This window comes from Polaribacter sp. R2A056_3_33, from assembly GCF_019278485.1.
GTDB lineage: Bacteria > Bacteroidota > Bacteroidia > Flavobacteriales > Flavobacteriaceae > Polaribacter.
The window spans coordinates 3560891-3579873 of record NZ_CP058984.1; the positions used below are offsets into that span (position 1 = coordinate 3560891).

Annotated in this window: 13 protein-coding genes; 7 read left to right on the top strand and 6 right to left on the bottom strand. The window is 29.9% G+C overall.

Annotation, left to right across the window (positions count from 1 at the left end; genetic code table 11):
• Nucleotides 1-99: 99 nt before the first annotated feature.
• Nucleotides 100-843 carry a 3-oxoacyl-[acyl-carrier-protein] reductase gene (gene fabG / locus H0I29_RS14965; RefSeq protein WP_165731136.1) on the top strand — a complete coding sequence of 248 codons (744 nt, stop codon included), beginning with the start codon at nucleotides 100-102 and terminating at the stop codon, nucleotides 841-843.
• A gap of 99 nt (nucleotides 844-942) precedes the next feature.
• Here fabG and hxpB read toward each other — a convergent pair whose 3' ends face one another.
• Complete coding sequence (hxpB, locus tag H0I29_RS14970; protein WP_218753052.1) at nucleotides 943-1593, bottom strand: hexitol phosphatase HxpB; 651 nt, start codon at nucleotides 1591-1593, stop codon at nucleotides 943-945.
• Nucleotides 1593-2330 (bottom strand): NUDIX domain-containing protein, encoded by a 738-nt coding sequence (locus H0I29_RS14975; protein ID WP_218730352.1) that lies wholly within the window; start codon nucleotides 2328-2330, stop codon nucleotides 1593-1595. Before H0I29_RS14975 ends, hxpB begins: the two co-directional genes overlap by 1 nt.
• A 303-nt stretch (nucleotides 2331-2633) precedes the next feature.
• Between H0I29_RS14975 and H0I29_RS14980 the strand changes: the two genes are divergently transcribed.
• From H0I29_RS14980 to H0I29_RS14995, 4 genes are all read left to right on the top strand, one after another.
• Entirely contained in the window at nucleotides 2634-3494 is an 861-nt protein-coding gene (locus tag H0I29_RS14980; protein WP_254712641.1) for a hypothetical protein, read from the top strand.
• Between the two features lie 85 nt (nucleotides 3495-3579).
• Nucleotides 3580-5295 carry a cytosine permease gene (locus H0I29_RS14985; protein ID WP_218753053.1) on the top strand — a complete coding sequence of 572 codons (1716 nt, stop codon included), beginning with the start codon at nucleotides 3580-3582 and terminating at the stop codon, nucleotides 5293-5295.
• Nucleotides 5296-5302: 7 nt separating this feature from the next.
• Nucleotides 5303-6802 carry a mannitol dehydrogenase family protein gene (locus tag H0I29_RS14990; protein WP_218753055.1) on the top strand — a complete coding sequence of 500 codons (1500 nt, stop codon included), beginning with the start codon at nucleotides 5303-5305 and terminating at the stop codon, nucleotides 6800-6802.
• Nucleotides 6803-7693, top strand: a complete 891-nt coding sequence (locus H0I29_RS14995; RefSeq protein ID WP_218753057.1) for a carbohydrate kinase — start codon at nucleotides 6803-6805, stop codon at nucleotides 7691-7693.
• Between the two features lie 62 nt (nucleotides 7694-7755).
• On the opposite strand, the gene H0I29_RS15000 is transcribed toward H0I29_RS14995, so the two are convergent.
• Nucleotides 7756-8655, bottom strand: a complete 900-nt coding sequence (locus H0I29_RS15000) for an EamA family transporter (RefSeq protein ID WP_218730356.1) — start codon at nucleotides 8653-8655, stop codon at nucleotides 7756-7758.
• A 461-nt stretch (nucleotides 8656-9116) separates the two neighbouring features.
• Between H0I29_RS15000 and H0I29_RS15005 the strand changes: the two genes are divergently transcribed.
• Complete coding sequence (locus H0I29_RS15005) at nucleotides 9117-10583, top strand: circularly permuted type 2 ATP-grasp protein (protein ID WP_218730357.1); 1467 nt, start codon at nucleotides 9117-9119, stop codon at nucleotides 10581-10583.
• Nucleotides 10584-10589: 6 nt separating this feature from the next.
• Nucleotides 10590-11603, top strand: coding sequence for an alpha-E domain-containing protein (locus H0I29_RS15010; RefSeq protein WP_218753059.1), 1014 nt, complete (start codon nucleotides 10590-10592; stop codon nucleotides 11601-11603).
• Between the two features lie 109 nt (nucleotides 11604-11712).
• On the opposite strand, the gene H0I29_RS15015 is transcribed toward H0I29_RS15010, so the two are convergent.
• Genes H0I29_RS15015 through H0I29_RS15025 form a run of 3 tightly spaced genes read right to left on the bottom strand, consistent with a single transcriptional unit; the run spans nucleotide 11713 to nucleotide 18565 of the window.
• Nucleotides 11713-12633 (bottom strand): transglutaminase family protein, encoded by a 921-nt coding sequence (locus tag H0I29_RS15015; protein ID WP_218753061.1) that lies wholly within the window; start codon nucleotides 12631-12633, stop codon nucleotides 11713-11715.
• Nucleotide 12634: 1 nt separating this feature from the next.
• Nucleotides 12635-15205: a circularly permuted type 2 ATP-grasp protein gene (locus tag H0I29_RS15020; RefSeq protein WP_218753063.1), complete on the bottom strand. Its 2571-nt coding sequence runs from the start codon at nucleotides 15203-15205 to the stop codon at nucleotides 12635-12637.
• Nucleotides 15206-15232: 27 nt separating this feature from the next.
• On the bottom strand, nucleotides 15233-18565 hold the full coding sequence (locus H0I29_RS15025) for a DUF2126 domain-containing protein (RefSeq protein ID WP_218753064.1): 3333 nt from the start codon (nucleotides 18563-18565) through the stop codon (nucleotides 15233-15235).
• Between the last annotated feature and the right edge of the window lie 418 nt (nucleotides 18566-18983).

Sequence of the window (18983 nt, forward strand, 5' to 3'; positions counted from 1 at the left end):
TAATATACAGGTATAATAATTATAAACTCGTAAGACATTTTTGTTTTACGAGTTTTTTTATTTTTAGTATCTTTGCAATCTTAAAAATAAAGACTTAATATGAAATTATTAGAAAATAAATCTGCTATCATTACTGGTGCAACAAGAGGTATTGGACGTGGAATTGCTATTGAATTTGCAAAGCAAGGAGCAAATGTGGCATTTACATATAGTTCTTCTGTAGACGCAGCGAATGCTTTAGAAGAAGAATTAAAAGCTTTTGGAGTTTCTGCAAAAGGATACCAATCTAATGCTGCAGATTTTGATGCTGCTCAAGAATTAGCTAAGGAGGTTTTAAAAGAATTTGGAGCTATAGATATTTTAGTAAATAACGCAGGTATTACAAAAGATAACTTGTTAATGCGTATTTCTGAAGACGATTTTGATAAAGTAATTGAAGTAAATTTAAAATCTGTTTTTAATTTAACCAAAGCTGTAATTCGTCCGATGATGAAACAAAGAGCAGGTTCTATTATCAATATGAGTTCTGTAGTTGGTATTAAAGGAAATGCTGGTCAAACTAATTATGCTGCTTCAAAGGCTGGTATTGTTGGTTTTTCTAAATCGGTTGCTTTAGAGTTAGGGTCTAGAAATATTAGAAGTAACGTAGTTGCTCCTGGTTTTATAGAAACAGAAATGACAGAAAAATTAGATGAAGCTACTGTGCAAAGCTGGAGAGATGGTATTCCTTTAAAAAGAGGAGGACAGCCAATAGACATTGCAAATGCATGTGTGTTTTTAGCTTCTGATATGAGTGCTTATATTACAGGTCAGACTTTATCTGTAGATGGAGGAATGAACTAAAGTTAAACACTTTATAAATTATAAAAAAGCTTCAATATTATATTGAAGCTTTTTTTGTGTTATTAAATATGGATGTTTAGTTCTATTTTTATGATTATATTATTGCAATGTTTTTAAATAATTAACAACATCTAGCATTGAAGTATAAATGTTATTGGCTAATGTAAATCTCGGATCATTTTTGTCTTCAGGAATAATAAAGGTGTGCATACTAGCAGCTTTTGCGGCAATTAATCCCGTAACACTATCTTCTAACACCAAGCAATTTCTAGTAGGTACTTTTAACAATTTTGCTGCTTTCAGATAAATAGCCGGATGTGGTTTTCCGTATGCTTCATCGTCTGCACTACAAACTACCTTAAAATAATGAGTAATATTCAGTTTGTTAAAAACCGCGTCAATGATAGGTTTGCTAGAAGAGGTAGCAAGGGCAATATTAAAGTTGTTTTTAGTTAAAAAATCTAACAACTCGAATAAGCCTTTTTTTGCTTTTCCTTTTTCAGTAATTAATTGAACTACAGCTGTAATAATTTCTTTTTCTAATATTTTAGGATTTATTGATAATTGATGTAATTGACACCAAGTGAGAGCAACATCATCTATCCTTTTACCCATGGTGTTTTTTATACAATCTTCTACAGTAACGGTTACATTGTATGTGGATAAAATTTTTATTTGTGCTTGTCGCCAAAAAGGTTCGGAGTCTATGATAACTCCATCCATGTCAAAAATAAAAGTGTTTAATATCATTAAATGTTGATTAAGTAATTTTTCTGAAACATTTTATTGTAAATATCTTTGCTAAACATATACAATTGTGCTGGTTTTTTAGAAACTCCAACTTGTTTTTCGTCTAAAGGAACCAAGTATTTTTTATTTATTAATTTTCTTCTAAAATTCCGATTATCTATTTCTATTGCCAATATAGATTGATACAAGTCTTGTACATCATTTATGGTAAATTTATCTGGTAATAACTCAAATATAATTGGTTCTTGTAGACATTTTGTTTTTAAATCTTCATAGGCTTCTAAAATGATTTGTTTGTGATCAAATCCTAATTCAGGTAAGTCATTTATTGAAAACCATTGTGCTTTATATTTGTTATTTTCGATAGCAACATCTTCTGTTTTTAATAAAAAATAATAAGCAATTGTAATAGTTCTTAAGTTGAATTCCTCATTTTGAATCCATAATAAGTCTTTTTCATTCGTCAATCTATTTGGATCACCAAAAGCTCTAAATTGTTTTTTATATAAATTGGTAAGTCCGGTTAATTCTTTTAATACCCTAGAAGCAGAGTCGTCTAAAGTTTCATCTTCATAGACATGATATCCTGTTAATACATAATCATCAACAAGTACTTTATTTTCAGATTTTGATTCTAAATATCGTTTTATTAATAAAACATTTAAAGATTTGGTATCTGTATCATATCCAAAAACGACACAATCTACCGATATATTTGATATTTTCTTGTTGCTCATATTCTTAATTATAACGTAAAGTTACTCTTTTTTTTTAATTACTTTAAATAAACGTATTTATTACGTATAATATTTTTTAAAATTTTGAAAACGATTCAGAACTTCCTAGTATTGCAGTTTTACTGATTAAATGACTGTTTAGGGTATTAATTTAACATATATTAAAGCTAATATAGAATATTTATTTTTCTTTTTTATTGTTTTTGTAAAAGTTTTTTATTTACATTTGCTTATCAAACGTCATTATGACGTTTTATTTTAAGAATATCATATTAAGATTTATAACTATTTAAAAGATAAGTAATGAGACAATTATCAAAAGAAATGAAACCACTAAGTTATTATATTAAAAAGGGAAGTGTTTCTATCGTACTTTTAAATATATTTTTATTGATATCTGTACAGCATACAACTGCTCAAAACGATTTAGTTAATGATGAATATCAGGCTTTTAGTGTTGGAGCACATGTTAAAAATATGCATTTATGGCACGGGAGTGTTGTACATCCCGGAGCAATGATTGCTACTAGTTTAGAATACAATTCAAAAAATGATAAATTTACTTTTGGTCTTTGGGGAGGCGCAAGTTTTTCTACGATAGATGTAAATAATATTACAACAGGAAAAACTGAAAGTGCTTTTTATAAAGAAGTTTCTATTTATACCAAATATCGTTTTTCTGATCGTTTTTTTATTGAGGCGGTGTCACATAACAATTACACAGGTGTAGAAGAAAGAGGTGATAAACTACAATTTTGGAGTTATGATAAAACGCAAGGGTACAACTTTGTAGATGTTAATTTTGGATACAATATATCTCCAAATACTTTATTATATTTAGCAACTATAATTAATGGAGGTTCAGGAGATTATGAAGTTCAAATGGACGGTTCTCTAAAGAATTCATGGACGCATTATTTTGAAGTAAATAGTAAAGTTTGGGAAAAAGGAGACGCTAGCTTATCTTTATTTACAGGTGGTGCTTGGTCTTTTACTACCGATAAAACTTTTTATACAGAAAGTGCTGCTAATATTATAAATGTAGGAGCAACATTTAGTAAAGATGTTAAAATAGGCAACTATAATTTACCAATTGGAGTTACTGCAATGTGGAATCCAGAACAAGAAAAAACGGTACTTCAATTAGATCTAACTTTATTTTAAGACACATATAATTACTAAATATTTACTACAGCATGTATAACAATATCACTAAAATTAAAAAGAACTAACTTTAAATAAACATCATATGGAAACTCCCAATCAATATCAGCAGTTCGAAGACTTAGAAATAGAGCAATTACCAATTGCTAAAAATAAACTACATAATTGGACGCATTTTGCAGGTTTGTACGCTGCAGAACATGTTGCCGCCACAGAATTTGTAATTGGAGCAACGTTTGTTGCCTTAGGTGCAACTACAAAAGATATTATTTTAGGATTATTGATTGGTAATATATTAGCTGTTTTAAGTTGGACGTTAATTACATCTCCAATTGCTGTAGATACTAGATTGAGTTTGTACACGTATCTTAATAAAATAGCTGGAGATTCTATGACAAAACTCTATAATTGGGCAAATGTTGTTATTTTTACAGTCATTTCTGCGGCAATGATAACCGTATCTTCTACAGCAGTTCGGTTTGCTTTTGATATTCCGGCACAACTAGATTGGTACCCAACAAATCTTTGGTTTGTTTTAATAGTTTTACTCGTTGGTATTGTTGTGGTTGCAATTGCTATATATGGTTTTACAGCGGTTTCTAAATTCTCTGCAATTTGTGCGCCTTGGTTATTTGTGATGTTTATTAGTGGTGCATTTATACTTTTACCAGCACTTTCTTTAGATGTTTTAGGTGAAACATTGCCAAGTGGATGGACAGAACTTATAAATTTAGGAGATCAATCCATTTGGACAGGTCTTAACAGTGATGGAGAACCAGGAATTGGATTACTTGAAGTTATTGGTTTTGCTTGGGCAGCGAATTCAATTACCCACTTTGGTCTTATTGATATGGCTTTATTTCGTTTTGCTAAAAAGAAATCTTACGGATTAACAACAAGTACAGGAATGATGTTCGGACATTTTGTTGCTTGGATCTCGGCAGGAATAATGGGTGCTGGTGCAGCTGTTATTATTGGTAAATCTATCGTAGAATTAGATCCAGGAGATGTAGCTTATTACGCTTTAGGTTGGTCTGGTTTTGTAATTGTTATTGTTGCTGGTTGGACAACCGCTGTAGCAAATCTTTATAGAGCAGGTTTAGCTGCACAAGCTATTTTTACTAAAAATTCAAGAAAAAAGACAACTATAATTGTTGGTTTAGTTACTATGGTAGTCGCTTGTTTTCCGTTTGTGTTTTCACAAATGCTTCCGTTACTAACGTATGCAGGTTTATTAGTTGTACCAGTTGGTAGTATTGTTTTTGCAGAGCATCAAATTTTCCCTAAAATTGGGTATACACGTTATTGGTCTCATTATCGTAATTTAACTTTTAGTACTCCTGCTATTGCTTCTTGGGCATTAGGATTGTTATTTGGTTTTGGTTTAAACATTTTAAATGTAATGTCTTTTTACTATTTATTTATACCAACATGGATTTTTACAATACTTATTTATACTTTTTTAGCAGGACGTTATGGAGCAAAAGATAAATATCCAGAAGAAGAAGAAAAAGAGAGAGTAAGAAATACGCACATAGATGAATTTCAAGAAATAAAGGCACAAAAAGAAGTTGTACTTATAATAGATACATCATTATTTACAAAGGTATTAAAAGGGATTTCACTACTAGCATTGGCAATAACAGTTGTGTTGGCTTGTATTGTGTTATTTGGTAGTGAAACAGAAAAAGTATATATAGAAAATAGAGAACTATTTTATACGTACGCATTTGTGTGTACTGTAGTATATTTTGTAACATCAATTTGGGCACTTAAAAGAGGTAATTCTTTAAATAAATAATAAAATCATGGAAAATATAATTAAATTAAATCAAAAGAATTTAGCAGAAATTAGTACTAAAATAACTTCTCCTACTTATAATAGAAGCGAAATTAAAACAGGTATTGTACATGTTGGTATTGGTGGGTTTCATAGATCACATGAAGCGTTTTATACAGACTTATTATTAAACGATGATACTCAGAAAGATTGGGGTATCTGTGGTGTTGCATTGTTAGATTTTGATACTAAAATTTATAATATACTAAAAGAGCAAGACGGTTTATATACGTTAATTATAAAAGAATTAGACGGTTCGTTAACAAAACAAATTATCGGTTCTATGGTAGAAGTTTTATATGCGCCAGAGAGTCCAATAAAAGTCATTGAAAAAATGTCGAGTTCAGATGTAAAAATCATCAGTTTAACCATTACAGAAGGAGGTTATAACTATAATGAAGCAACAGGAGAATTCAATTTTGAGAATCCTTTAATTCAGCACGATTTAGAAACTCCAAGTGCACCTAAAACTATTTTTGGATATTTAACACAAGCGTTAAAACTGCGTAAAGAAAATGGTTTAAAAGGTGTTACTATTCAGTCTTGTGATAATATACAAGGAAACGGACATATGACAGAAAAAATGTTGTTAAGCTATGTAAAAGTAGCAGAACCAACCTTAGTTTCTTGGATTGATGAAAACGTATCGTTTCCGAATGCAATGGTAGATAGAATTACACCAGCAACATCTGCATTAGATATCGAAAAATTGAAAGAAACTTCTGGTATTGATGATGGTTGGCCAGTAGTTTGTGAACCTTTTAAACAATGGGTAATTGAAGATAATTTTGCAGCAGGAAGACCTGCTTGGGAAACTGTTGGTGCTCAGTTTGTAAAAGATGTGGTGCCGTATGAAAAAATGAAGTTAAGTTTACTGAATGCAGGTCATTCTGTATTAGGAATTTTAGGTGCATTATATGGTTATTCTACTATTGATGAAGCTGCAAATGATGCTGATATCAGTTCTTTCTTAAGAATTTATATGGGGAATGAAGTTACACCAACTTTAGGAGACTTAGAGGGTGTGAATTTAAAAAATTATAAATTTTCATTAATCCAAAGATTTGGAAATACTTATATAAAAGATCAAATTGAAAGAATCTGTTCTGAGAGTTCTGCTAAAATTCCAATTTTTATTTTACCTACAGTTTATAATCAGTTAGAAAATAATAGAATTATAAATCATGCTGCTTTTATCATTGCTGCTTTTGCAATTTATAGTGTTGGCGTAAATGAAAATGGGTCTCAACTAATGATTAAAGATGCTATGGAAGCAGTTTTAACTGAGAAAGCAATTTTATCAAGAAATAATCCAGCAGCCTTTTTAGAAATAGAATCTATTTTTGGTCAACTTAAAAACTCTAAAACCTTTTTAGATGCTTATACAGATGCTTATCAGAATATTGTTAAAAACGGAATAGAGAAGTCTGTGAAAGATATTAATAGTACTATTTTAAATGAAATTTAGATGGCAAATATTACATGTTTTGGCGAAGTGCTTTGGGATGTGTTTCCAACGCATAAAAAAATAGGAGGAGCTCCTTTAAACGTTGCAGTAAGATTACAATCTTTAGAAAATAATGTATATATAATAACTAAGGTTGGTGAAGATGATAATGGTCAAAAAATTAAGGACTTTATTAAGGAGAATAACGTTAATAAAGCAGCGTTACAAATAGATGAAGAACTAAAAACAGGAAAAGTAAAAGTTTTATTAGATGACAAAGGTTGTGCTTCTTATGATATTATGTTTCCAAGAGCTTGGGATCAAATAGAATTAACAGAAAGTGCAAAGAAAATAGTAAAAGTTTCAGATGCTTTTGTGTATGGTAGTTTGGTAGCTAGAGATGAAGTGTCAAGAAATACATTATATGAACTTTTAAAAATAGCAAAATATAAAATTTTTGATGTAAACCTTAGAGCACCTTATTATAACATCGCGCGTTTGAGTTATTTAATGAATGAGGCTAGTTTTATTAAATTTAATGATGATGAAATTATTGAAATTTCAAAGGGATTAAATTTTAATTCAACTTCTTTAGAAGAGAACATTCAATTTATTGCAAAAACTACAAACACAAAATCTATTTGTGTTACAAAAGGAGGTTCAGGAGCAATACTTTATTATAATGATGTATTCTATTATAATGAAGGTTATAAAGTAAAAGTTGTAGACACTGTTGGGGCAGGAGATTCTTTTTTAGCTTCTTTAATTAATAAACTATTAAAAGATGTTGCTCCACAAGAAGCATTAGATTTTGCTTGTGCTGTAGGTGCAATAGTGGCAAGTAGTGAAGGTGCAAATCCAGAAATTAAAGAAAGTGAGATTCTAAGTTTTATGGAACAAAAAACTGTGTAAAATATAATTACACATTAATATATATTGAAAAGTTTCGTAATTTATTACGAAACTTTTTTTGTTTAAGAATACAAGATTAAAAATACCCCAAGTAAAATTCCGAATAAAGGAACCAATTTTTTACGCTTATTTTTTTCCTTAAATAACAATCCACCAACTACAACGGCAATTATAATCTGACTTCTTTTTATAGCCGATAATAACATAATTAAAGCATCAGGGTCTTGTAGTGCTTTAAAATAAAAGTAATCTGCTGTTTGTAATAAAACTCCAACAGCTGGTATAGACCATCTAAACTTAAAAGCTTTTCTTTTATCAGCATAAGGAAACCATGTAATTGATAAAATAATTAACAATATTAGAATGGTATAAAAGCAAAACCAAAATTGTAATGTTTGAGGGTTTAAAGTTAAAGTCTGAATTAAAAATTTATCATACAAGCCACTAGAAGCACCTAAAAAGGTAGCTGCGATAATGGCAAAAATCCATTTATTTCTTTTAAAATTGATACCCTCCTTTTTACCAATTTTAGAATATAATAGAACTGAAAGAATAATCAGAAAAAAACCAACCCATTGTAATGAATTTGGTTTTTCATTATAAATAAAGATAGCACCTATAAATGTAAAAAAGGGACCTGCAGAGCGAATTGGAGTTACTATGGTAATTGGTAAATGCTTTAATGCTTGATATGCCAAAACCCAGGAAGCTGCCATTATCATCGATTTTATAAAAATAAATCCGTGCGTACTCCAAGGAATGCTTGTAATGTAGAAACCTATTTTTTGCATATAATCGGGATTCCAAATAGATCCTAAATAGAAGGGTAGTATCAATAGAAAACCAGCAGAAATTGTTCCAAACAAAACAGGAAATACTTCATTGCCTTGTACAGCATGTTTTTTACATAAATTATGTAATCCTAAAAATAAAGCCGCTAAAAGTCCTAAATACATCCACATAATGCGCGCGAAGATAATAGAATGAAAAAAATAGAAGAGTTTTAATAGTTACTATTTTTTTTAAAAGTCAGGTTTTTAGTTTATTTTATTGATAGGTAGTGTTTTAGGTGTTTTTAAAATAAGAGTGTTTTAAGTTTATTCTCTTAATTACCTCTTTTATCATCATTTTAAGAAAAATATAACTATCTTTTGTAAGTATTTCAACGATGCTTTTAATAAAAGTAAATGCCCTTTTTACTATTGCCTGTACTTATTATTTATCAATGATTATAAGATTTTAGTAGAAATTGGATAGAAAACTTATTTTTGAAATTATTTATTTAAAAATATGATAATGAATTTTTACGATTTATGTAATAAATCAAATAAAATAAAATTATTGTTACAATAATCACAGTATAATTTAAAAATGCTTACTTTTTTCATAAAAGTAATTTATATTTACTAAAAAATTATAAGATTTGAAAGAAACTAAAACACTACCGCTATTTTCAACTTACGAACTAGATTCTAGATTTTATGATGAACTACTTAAGGATAATAATGAAGTTAGGGAGGTGTATAAAACCTTATATAATTTATTTGGTTCTTACTCAGTATCAGAATTTGATCGTTTAAATAAACAAGCAAAAGATTCTTTTTTTAATCTAGGAATTACATTTCAAGTTTATGGAGATAAGGAGGTAAAAGAAAAAATTTTCCCTTTTGATTTATTTCCAAGAATTATTAATAATAAAGAATGGACTACAATAGAGAAAGGTGTTTTACAAAGAAGTAAAGCTTTAAACCTTTTTCTTTGGGATGTCTATCATGATCAAAAAATTATAAAACAAGGTATTGTACCTGAAGATTTAATTAAGTCTTCTGTTAATTTTTTACCAGAAATGATAGGATTAGATCCTCCTGGAGGCATTTATAACCATATTTCGGGTACAGATTTAATAAAACATGCTGATGGCAAGTATTATGTTCTAGAAGATAATATTAGATGTCCTTCTGGTGTTAGTTATGTTATTGGTAACAGAAATGCTGTAAAGCATGCATTGTTTGGTGTTTTTAATCAATATAATGCACACACGGTTGTAGATTATGGTTCTAAGTTATTAGATACTATGGAATCTGTAAAACCAAATGGGGTAGATGCTCCTGTTTGTGTTATTATTACACCTGGGGTTTATAATTCTGCTTATTACGAACATTCATTTCTAGCAAAACAAATGGGAGTTGTTTTAGTGGAAGGAAGAGATTTATTTGTAGAAAATGGTTTTGTGTATATGAGAACCATTTATGGACCAGAAAAAGTAGATGTTATATACAGAAGAGTAGATGATTTATTTATAGATCCTTTAGTCTTTAAAAAAGATTCTATGTTAGGAGTTCCTGGTTTATTTTCTGTGTATCAAAAAGGAAATGTTACTTTGGTAAATGCTCCTGGTACAGGTGTGGCAGATGACAAAGCTGTGTATACTTATATGCCAGAAATTATTAAATATTATTTAGATGAAGAACCGATTCTAAATAACGTACATACCTATCATTGTAGTAGAAAAGATGAGTTAAAATATGTTATAGAAAACATAGATAAGTTGGTTGTAAAGCCAGTGGATGAATCTGGAGGATATGGTATTTCTATTGGAAGTAAACTAACAAAAGAAGAAATAGAAACTGTTAAGAAAACAATTTTGGCAGCACCTAGAAAATATATTGCTCAACCTATAATGTCATTATCTACTCACCCAACGTATATAGATGAAAATGAGTCTTTCGAATCTAGACATGTAGATTTAAGAACGTTTACTCTATTAGGTAAAGATACCGATTTTGTATTAAAAGGAGGTTTGTCTAGAGTTGCACTTAAAAAAGGAAATTTAATAGTAAATTCATCTCAAGGTGGAGGGTCAAAAGACACTTGGGTTTTAAAAAAATAAAAAAATATGTTAGCAAGAGTAGCCAATAACCTTTTTTGGATGGGAAGATATATTGAACGTTCAGAGCACTTAGCAAGGTTTTTAAACGTAAATTATTTTTCATCTTTAGACGCACCGGATGAATTATCACAATCTAGACAATTTGTATTAAGATCTGTAATGTACATGTCTGCTAATGAAATTATAGACGCAGATATTACATTAGAAGAAGAAGCTGTTTTATTTAATGTTGGTCTAAATTTAGAGCAACCCTATTCAATTGTAAATACCTTTATTAATGCGCATGAAAATGCAAGAAGCTCTAGAGATTTAATTTCAACAGAATTATTTGAATGTATCAATAGAATTAACCATAGTTATAAAGGATATCCGATAGATAAATTTGTAAAAAGTGGCTTATACGAATTTACTTCAATGGTAACCCAATCTGCTTCTGAGGTAAGAAGTAAAATTAAAAGTACGCTTTTGCATGATGAAGTGTATGCTATAATTATGTTAGGTGTATATTTAGAAAGAGCAATACAAGTATCAAGAATTATTAATTCTAAATTAAGTGATGTTGCGGCAGCTAAAGAAATTTATGGAGATGTTATTGATGGTAGTTACCAGTGGTCTACGCTTTTAAAATGTGTATCTACACATGATATGATGCGTAGTTTTTATAAAAAAACGCCTTCTAGAAAAACTACATTAGAGTTTATTATTTTAAACGGAAAATGTCCAAGATCTATTAAAAATTGTTTGTATCAAATATACAAATACATCTGTATTATTTCTAAAAACAGACAAATCACAGATGATTCGGCAGCTTTTTTGATAGGTAAAATGAAAGCTGATTTTGAGTATAAACTGATAACAGATATTGAAGATAATATAGAAGAGTTTATTGCCGATTTAATTGAGCATTTAGTTTTAATAGCTGATAAGTTGGAAGATAATTACTTTAATATTTCAGATGCTATAATTAAACCAGATGTTAAAGTGGCTTCTGAAGTAAAAAAACAAACTCAAAAGCAATAAATTTCATAAAAGAAATAATTGTCTTTTTAAGTGAATAATTTAAAAATAATAAACCTCAAAGTTTTTAAAAGCTTTGAGGTTTATTATTTACTTTTATTTTTTTAAAAGTTTAAGACTGACTCTGGCTTTGACTTTGATAATTTTTGGCAGGTCTTAAATCTACAGCTACATCCATTTTACTTTTACCAGTACTATAAATAACTCCTTTTAATGGTGGTACATCATAATAATCTCTACCATGAGCAACAACAATGTGTTGGTTTTTGGGTATCTGGTTGTTGGTTGGGTCAAAATCTATCCAACCTAAGGTTGGAATAAATACAGAAAACCATGCATGAGAAGCATCGGTACCAATCAGCTTTTCTTTTCCTTCTGGTGGTAGTGTTTCTATATAGCCGCTTACATATCTTGCAGGCAATCCCATAGACCTTACACAAGCAATGGCTATTTGAGCAAAATCTTGACAAACACCTTTTTTCTCTTTCATTACTACTTTTAATGGCGTTGCAATGTTTGTAAATCCAGAAACGAAGTCGAAATCTGTAAAAATACGTTGCATTAATTCGTAAGAAGCTTCATATAAAGATCTTTCAGGCTTAAAAGAAACCAATGCGTATTCTTTAATAACAGCACTCATATCAGAAATTAATGGAGAACCTAAAACAAATTGTCTAGCTTCAATAATGTCTGGCTGGGTTTCTTTTAATAATTTAAGTGCTTCTTCTATGGTAACTTTTTTTCCTTCAGTTAAATTTTGTCCTTCTATTTGTAAATCATAATCTCTAGAAACTTTACTACGTGCTATAACAACCAATTCTTCATGACTTTGCTGAATAGAAAAACGTGTAACTGTATTGCCAAAAAAATCGAGTCTTTCTGAAATATCAGTAGGTTCTGGGCTAATTTCTAACGCATACTCTAAAACAGTTTGTCCTTTAAAACTTTTAGGCTTTAAGGTGGTTATATTATGACAAAACGAAGCTCCGTTTTCATAACTATATTTTGTTTTGTGCCAAAGGTCAAAAATCATATTAATTAGAAATTTTTCTATCTACCAACTGTTTTTGTTGCTGAGAGTGGTTAAAGTAAGTATCTGAAACAGATAAAGAAGTTAAGTGTAATAAATCACTTAAATCAGACAGTAAGTTGTCTAACTTTTTACGCATATTAGATGTTTCATCAATTTCTAGAATTTCTTCTAGTGATAAACTTTCAATTTTATGAATTACCGTATTGATATTTTTTTGACAAATAGTCATTTCTACAGATGTATTTGTATTCGGTAACTTATCAATATCTTTCTTAATCCTTTTTACTTGGTACATTAAAGATCTAGAGTATTCTTTATCTAAAACTAATAACTTTAAGACGTTTTCTATACTTAGATAAGACTTGTAACTGTATCTATAGATGTTTAAACTTTCGTGACTATTTAAAAGTGATTCTAAAACTTCATACTCTAATTCCTCATTATAATTTACAATAATTAAAGACCTAAATTTCTCTATAGTCATAGATGCTTGTTCTATTTGCAAACCAATAAAGTAGAGTAGAAGTCCTTGTCTTACTAATATACTTTCTTCTGACAAAGCCATAAAAGCAATCAATCTTGTAATTATTTTATCAAAGAACTTAGATAAAGTAGAAATAGTGTAAACCTTTTCTTCTTTAAGTTTTGTAAGTTGTTTCTGAATTCCATCAAAAACACGCCACATATCTTTAGACCATAGATTTCTAAGAGAATAATAAGAATTGTTAAAACTCTGCATAGATTGAGCAAAACCTCCAATTCTTTGATTATCAAGAGTAAGCGACTTTAATTCTTTAAGAGGATTCTTTAATGCTTCTTCTTCATTTTCTCCTGTAAAACCAGGAAACGTAGAAGTAATGTTTGTAATAGACTGAAATAATATTTTTAAACTTTCAGATTCAGATTTTCTTTCATCATTATATTGTACATGCGTCATTTGGTTTAAAACCATGCGTAAATACCTTGCTGTAAATAAAGTTCTCCCTAAATATCTACCAGACCAATATAGGTTTTCGGCGGTATTACTTGGTACGTCATTAATACTTTCTGCCTGATTAGAAACGCTCTTATTCCATGAATAGTTTTGTAAGTAATTTTGTTTTTTATCACTAACAATCCAAAAATCTTTACTAGTTCCTCCTCGCTGATTAGATACAAAAAGCTCTTCACGTTCTGTGGCAACTCTGACTAAGCCACCAGGCATAACGCTATAACTATCTTGTTTTGCAATAGAAAAAGTTCTGCACACAATTTTACGAGGTTCTAATTTATCATCAACAAAATTAGGAGCTGTAGAAAAAGATATTTTTTCTTGTGCTACAAATCTATTTGGGTTTTCTAAAATTTCAGCTTTTAGTTCCTTTAATTCTTCTTTGCTTAAAAACTCACAGAAATAGATATGTTCTCTATGCGATCTGTCTATTCTTTTTACTACATAAGATGGTAAATCTTCTAGAACATGTTTTCTTTCTTTTTCTTGTCCGCACCACCAAGAAGCAATTTGAGGTAGAATTAACTTTTCTTTTAAGAAAAATTTGCAAATATTCTCCATAAACGGAATTAAAGCAGGGTTTTCTAAAACACCACTTCCAATAGGGTTTACGATAGCAACATTTTGTAAGCGAACAACTTCTAATAAACCTGCAACTCCTAAATAAGAATCTTCTCTTAATTCTAAAGGATCCATAAAGCTGTCATCTACACGTCGTAAAATAACATCTACTTGTTTTAAACCTTTTAAAGATTTTAACCAAACTTTGCCATGTCTTACTACTAAATCATTTCCTTTTACCAAAGGATGACCTAAAAATGAAGACAAATAAGAATGTTCGAAATATGTTTCATTATGTGGACCAGGTGTTAAAATAACTACCATTGGATTTTCTGTATTAGCCGGAGCTACACTTAATAATAATTTATTAAAATCATTAAAAAAGGTAGATGGCTGCCTAACGTTTATATGCTTATATATTTCAGGAATAATTTTAGTTGTAGAAAATCTATTTTCTAAAGCATATCCCATACCAGAAGGTGCTTGTGTTCTGTCATTTACAACCCACATACGTCCGTCCGGACCTCTAGCTAAATCTACTGCATGTACCAGTAATTGTTTTGCTGTTTTATATTCAATTTGATCACAAGAACGTAAAAAACCACGATGTGCGTAAATTACTTCTGGTGGAATAATTCCGTTTTTAAGCAATTCACGTTTTCCGTATAAATCTTTTAAAATAAGGTTTAATATTTCAGATCTTTGTTGAATTCCCTTTTCAATTTCGCTCCATTCTTTTTGATGAATTATAAACGGAACTACGTTTAAATTCCAAGGTCTATTTAATCCTTTAGGATCGTTATATACATTATAGGTAACACCATTTTCTGCCAATAACCAATCTATATCAACTTGTTTAGAAGCTAATTTTTTAGGTCCAATTTTTTGTAAATTGTCTAATAAAACTTTCCAATCTGATGTGTCTTCCATTTTAGAGATTAATAGTTCATCATATTTACTTTTATTTAAAAAATAATCGTATAAGATTGTTTTTTCAATTTGATTTTCTTCTATCGTCATATTTCATGCTACCTATAATAAATTTCCCTACTTTTTTCTTAAATCTAAGGTATAAGGAAATTCAAAATTAACAGGTAATTCTTTAAACTTAAATCGCTTAGAACTACTGTTGGTTTCTACACTTCTACTAGTGCTTTCTGTATTTGGGTTGATACTTTCCACAGGGTCAATTTCACCTTGTGTATGTCCAAATTCCCAGAAACGATTAATTCGTCTCGATTCTGCTTCATAACTATTTACTGGATATTCATCATAAGATCTTCCTCCTGGATGTGCAACAAAATAAGTACAACCTCCAATAGAACGTTTGTTCCAAGTATCTACAATATCAAAAACAAGTGGAGTATCTACTGGAATTGTTGGGTGTAAAGCAGAAAACGGATCCCATGCTTTATAACGAACACCAGCTACATATTCTCCATGAACACTTGTCTTGTTTAATTGTACTTTAACGCCGTTACAACTTAATACAAAACGGTCTTCATTAAAATTAGAAACTTTTACTTGTAATCTTTCTAATGAAGAATCTACATATCTTGCAGTTCCGCCACCAGTCATTTCTTCTCCTAAAACATTCCAAGGTTCAATACCTGCTCTTAATTCTAAATGAATATTATTAATGTCTACCATCCCATGTAATGGGAATCTAAATTCGAAAAATGGATCGAACCAATCTTCTTTAAATTCGTAACCTGCTTTATTTAATTGGTCTACAATATCTTTAATATCTTCTCTTACGTAATGTTCTATTAAGAATTTATCGTGTAATTCTGTTCCCCAACGCACTAAATTATGTTCGTAAGGTTTTTTCCAGAACCAAGCAACTAAAGTTCTAACAAGTAACATTTGTACTAAACTCATTTTAGGGTGTGGAGGCATATCAAATCCACGTAATTCTAAAATACCTAATCTTCCTGTAGAAGAATCTGGAGAGTATAATTTATCGATACAAAATTCTGCTCTGTGTGTATTTCCCGTTAAATCGGTTAATAAATGTCTAAACAATCTATCTGTTAACCAAAAAGGCACTTCGCCATCTTTTGGAATTTGATTAAAGGCAATTTCTAACTCGTATAAGTTGTCCAAACGAGCTTCATCTACTCTTGGAGCCTGACTCGTTGGACCAACAAATGAGCCAGAAAATAAATACGTTAAACCTGGGTGATGTTGCCAGAAAGTTAATAAACTTCTTAGTAAGCTTGGTTTACGTAATAAAGGACTATCTGCAGGAGTTGTACCACCTAAAGTTACATGATTTCCACCACCAGTTCCGGTATGTTTACCATCTAACATAAACTTCTCTGTACCTAATCTTGCTTTTTTAGCTTCATCATAGAAAGTAAATGTGTTTTTACACAAGTCTTTCCAATTGGTAACAGGATGTACATTTACTTCAATAACCGCAGGATCTGGTGTTATTTTTAGAGATTCTAATCTGTTATCATGTGGTGGTTCATAACCTTCCATTATAACAGGTACGTTTAACTCTCTTGCCGTAAGTTCTATAGAAGCTATTAAATCTAAAAACATTTCTGCCGTTTCTAAAGGTGGTAGAAATAAATATAATTTTTGGTCTCTAATTTCGGCACAAAGTGCGGTACGTACAAAATAGTTAGGTTGGTTTAATTCTAATCCGAAGTCTAAAAATTCTTGATGTCTTTTTTTAACAATATTTTTAAAACTTGGTAAACGTTTCTTTTTAGAAAATAAGTCTGGTTCATGAATTGGGAAAATCTCGTGTTCTGGTTTTTCCATTAATGAATCTAAAGGTAATCTTAATCCCATAGGAGAGTTTCCTGGAGTTAAAAAGATGTGTTGTCTTCTAAATGTCCAAGCACTACTAAACCATTTGTCTTCTGTTTTATTTAAAGGAAGTAAATAACCAACAGGTGTAGATGCGCCTTTTTCATAAATTTCATGTAATTTTTTACGTGCTAAAGAGCCGTCTTTGTCTTTTGCAGGATCTATGTCTATCGGTAAATTACCTTGTTCCCATAAATGATAAAAAGGATCTTCGAAACTTGGTAAAATATGTTCTGAAGAAACACGTAAATATTTAGTAAGCGTTTCTAAAAATAATTTATCAGAATTTTCTGGAACAATAGGATTATCAGCATAGCTAGATAAATATTTTTTGTTGAACCAAATCGGTCTACCATCTTTACGCCAACAAATTTCTATTTGCCATCTTGGTAAAGGTTCTCCAGGATACCATTTTCCTTGTGCATGATGCAAAACAGCTCCATTACCAAATTTATCATACAAACCTTTGGTTAAATCTCCTGCTAATTTTCTTTTATTAGGACCATCTGCAGTTGTATTCCATTCTGGAGACTCTAAATCATCAATAGATATAAAGGTTGGTTCGCCTCCCATTGTTAAACGAACATCGCCTTTTTCTAATTGCTTTTCTACTTTATTCCCAAGCTTGTATACTTCTTTCCATTGTTCTTCTGTATACGGTTTTGTAACTCTTGGAGATTCTAAAATTCTTGTTACTTTGTTTTCAAAAAAGAATTCTGTTTCACATTTATCAGACATTCCAGAAACAGGGGCAGCACTTTCAAAAGAAGGAGTACACGCTAACGGAATATGACCTTCACTTGCTAGAAGACCAGAAGTGGCATCAAAACCAATCCAACCAGCACCCGGTAAGTATACTTCTGCCCAAGCATGTAAATCTGTAAAATCTTCTTCAGGACCAGAAGGACCGTCTAATGATTTTTCGTCTGATTTTAATTGTACTAAATACCCAGAAACAAAACGTGCTCCAAAACCTAAGTGACGTAAAGTTTGTACAAATAACCATGCATAATCTCTACAAGAACCATTTTTTTGATTTAAAGTTTCTTCACAAGTTTGAACACCTGGGTCCATTCTTATGTTATAATTTAAAAACTCATAAATTTTTTGATTGATATCAATTAAAAAATAAATAGTTTTTCTTGGTGTATAATCTATCGTTTTTATAAACTCTTCTAATAACTTTCCTTTATCAGTAATTTCTAAATAAGGTTGTAATTCTTTCTTTACAGTTTCTGTATACACAAAAGGATATTCTTCTGCATACTCTTCAATAAAGAAATCAAAAGGGTTTATCGTTTTTAAATCGGCAATAATTTCAACATCAATAGACATTTCATCTGTTTTCTCAGGAAAAACCAAACGAGCCACATAATTTCCAAAAGGATCTTGTTGCCAATTAAAGAATTGTTCTTCTGGCGTAATTTTAATAGAATAAGATTCTATAGGTGTTCTCGAGTGTGGTGCTGGTCTTAGCCTAAAAATATGAGGAGATAAAGATACTTTTCTATCATATTTATAAGTTGTCTTGTGAGATATTACGATTTTTAATGCCATGTATACATATATGTTTTGAGTGCAAATTACTTAGTTAATTTTACTTAACCTTTCAAAATAAAGCGAAAAAAAAACGCCGGCAAATTTAAGTATTTATTATTCTAAATAACTTAAAATCCATAATAAAAAAGAGATTCAAAAAGCATTACAGCTTCATAATAAATCTATTTTTAATATCGTTTTAGAATACTTTTATTTTTTATAAATTTAGTAATAAAAGTACAGAATATCTTCATTAATACATATATATTAATACTATTTATTGGTGTTGTAATAATTTTTCTATGATAAAAGTGTTAAAATGATAATTAGTCGATTTAAAAGTAATATCTACAGACTGCTTTAAAATTTGTAAACTTTATAATTTTTAAATAAAGAAATGAATTAAAAGATTCTTTTTTTGATTCCTCAAAATAAT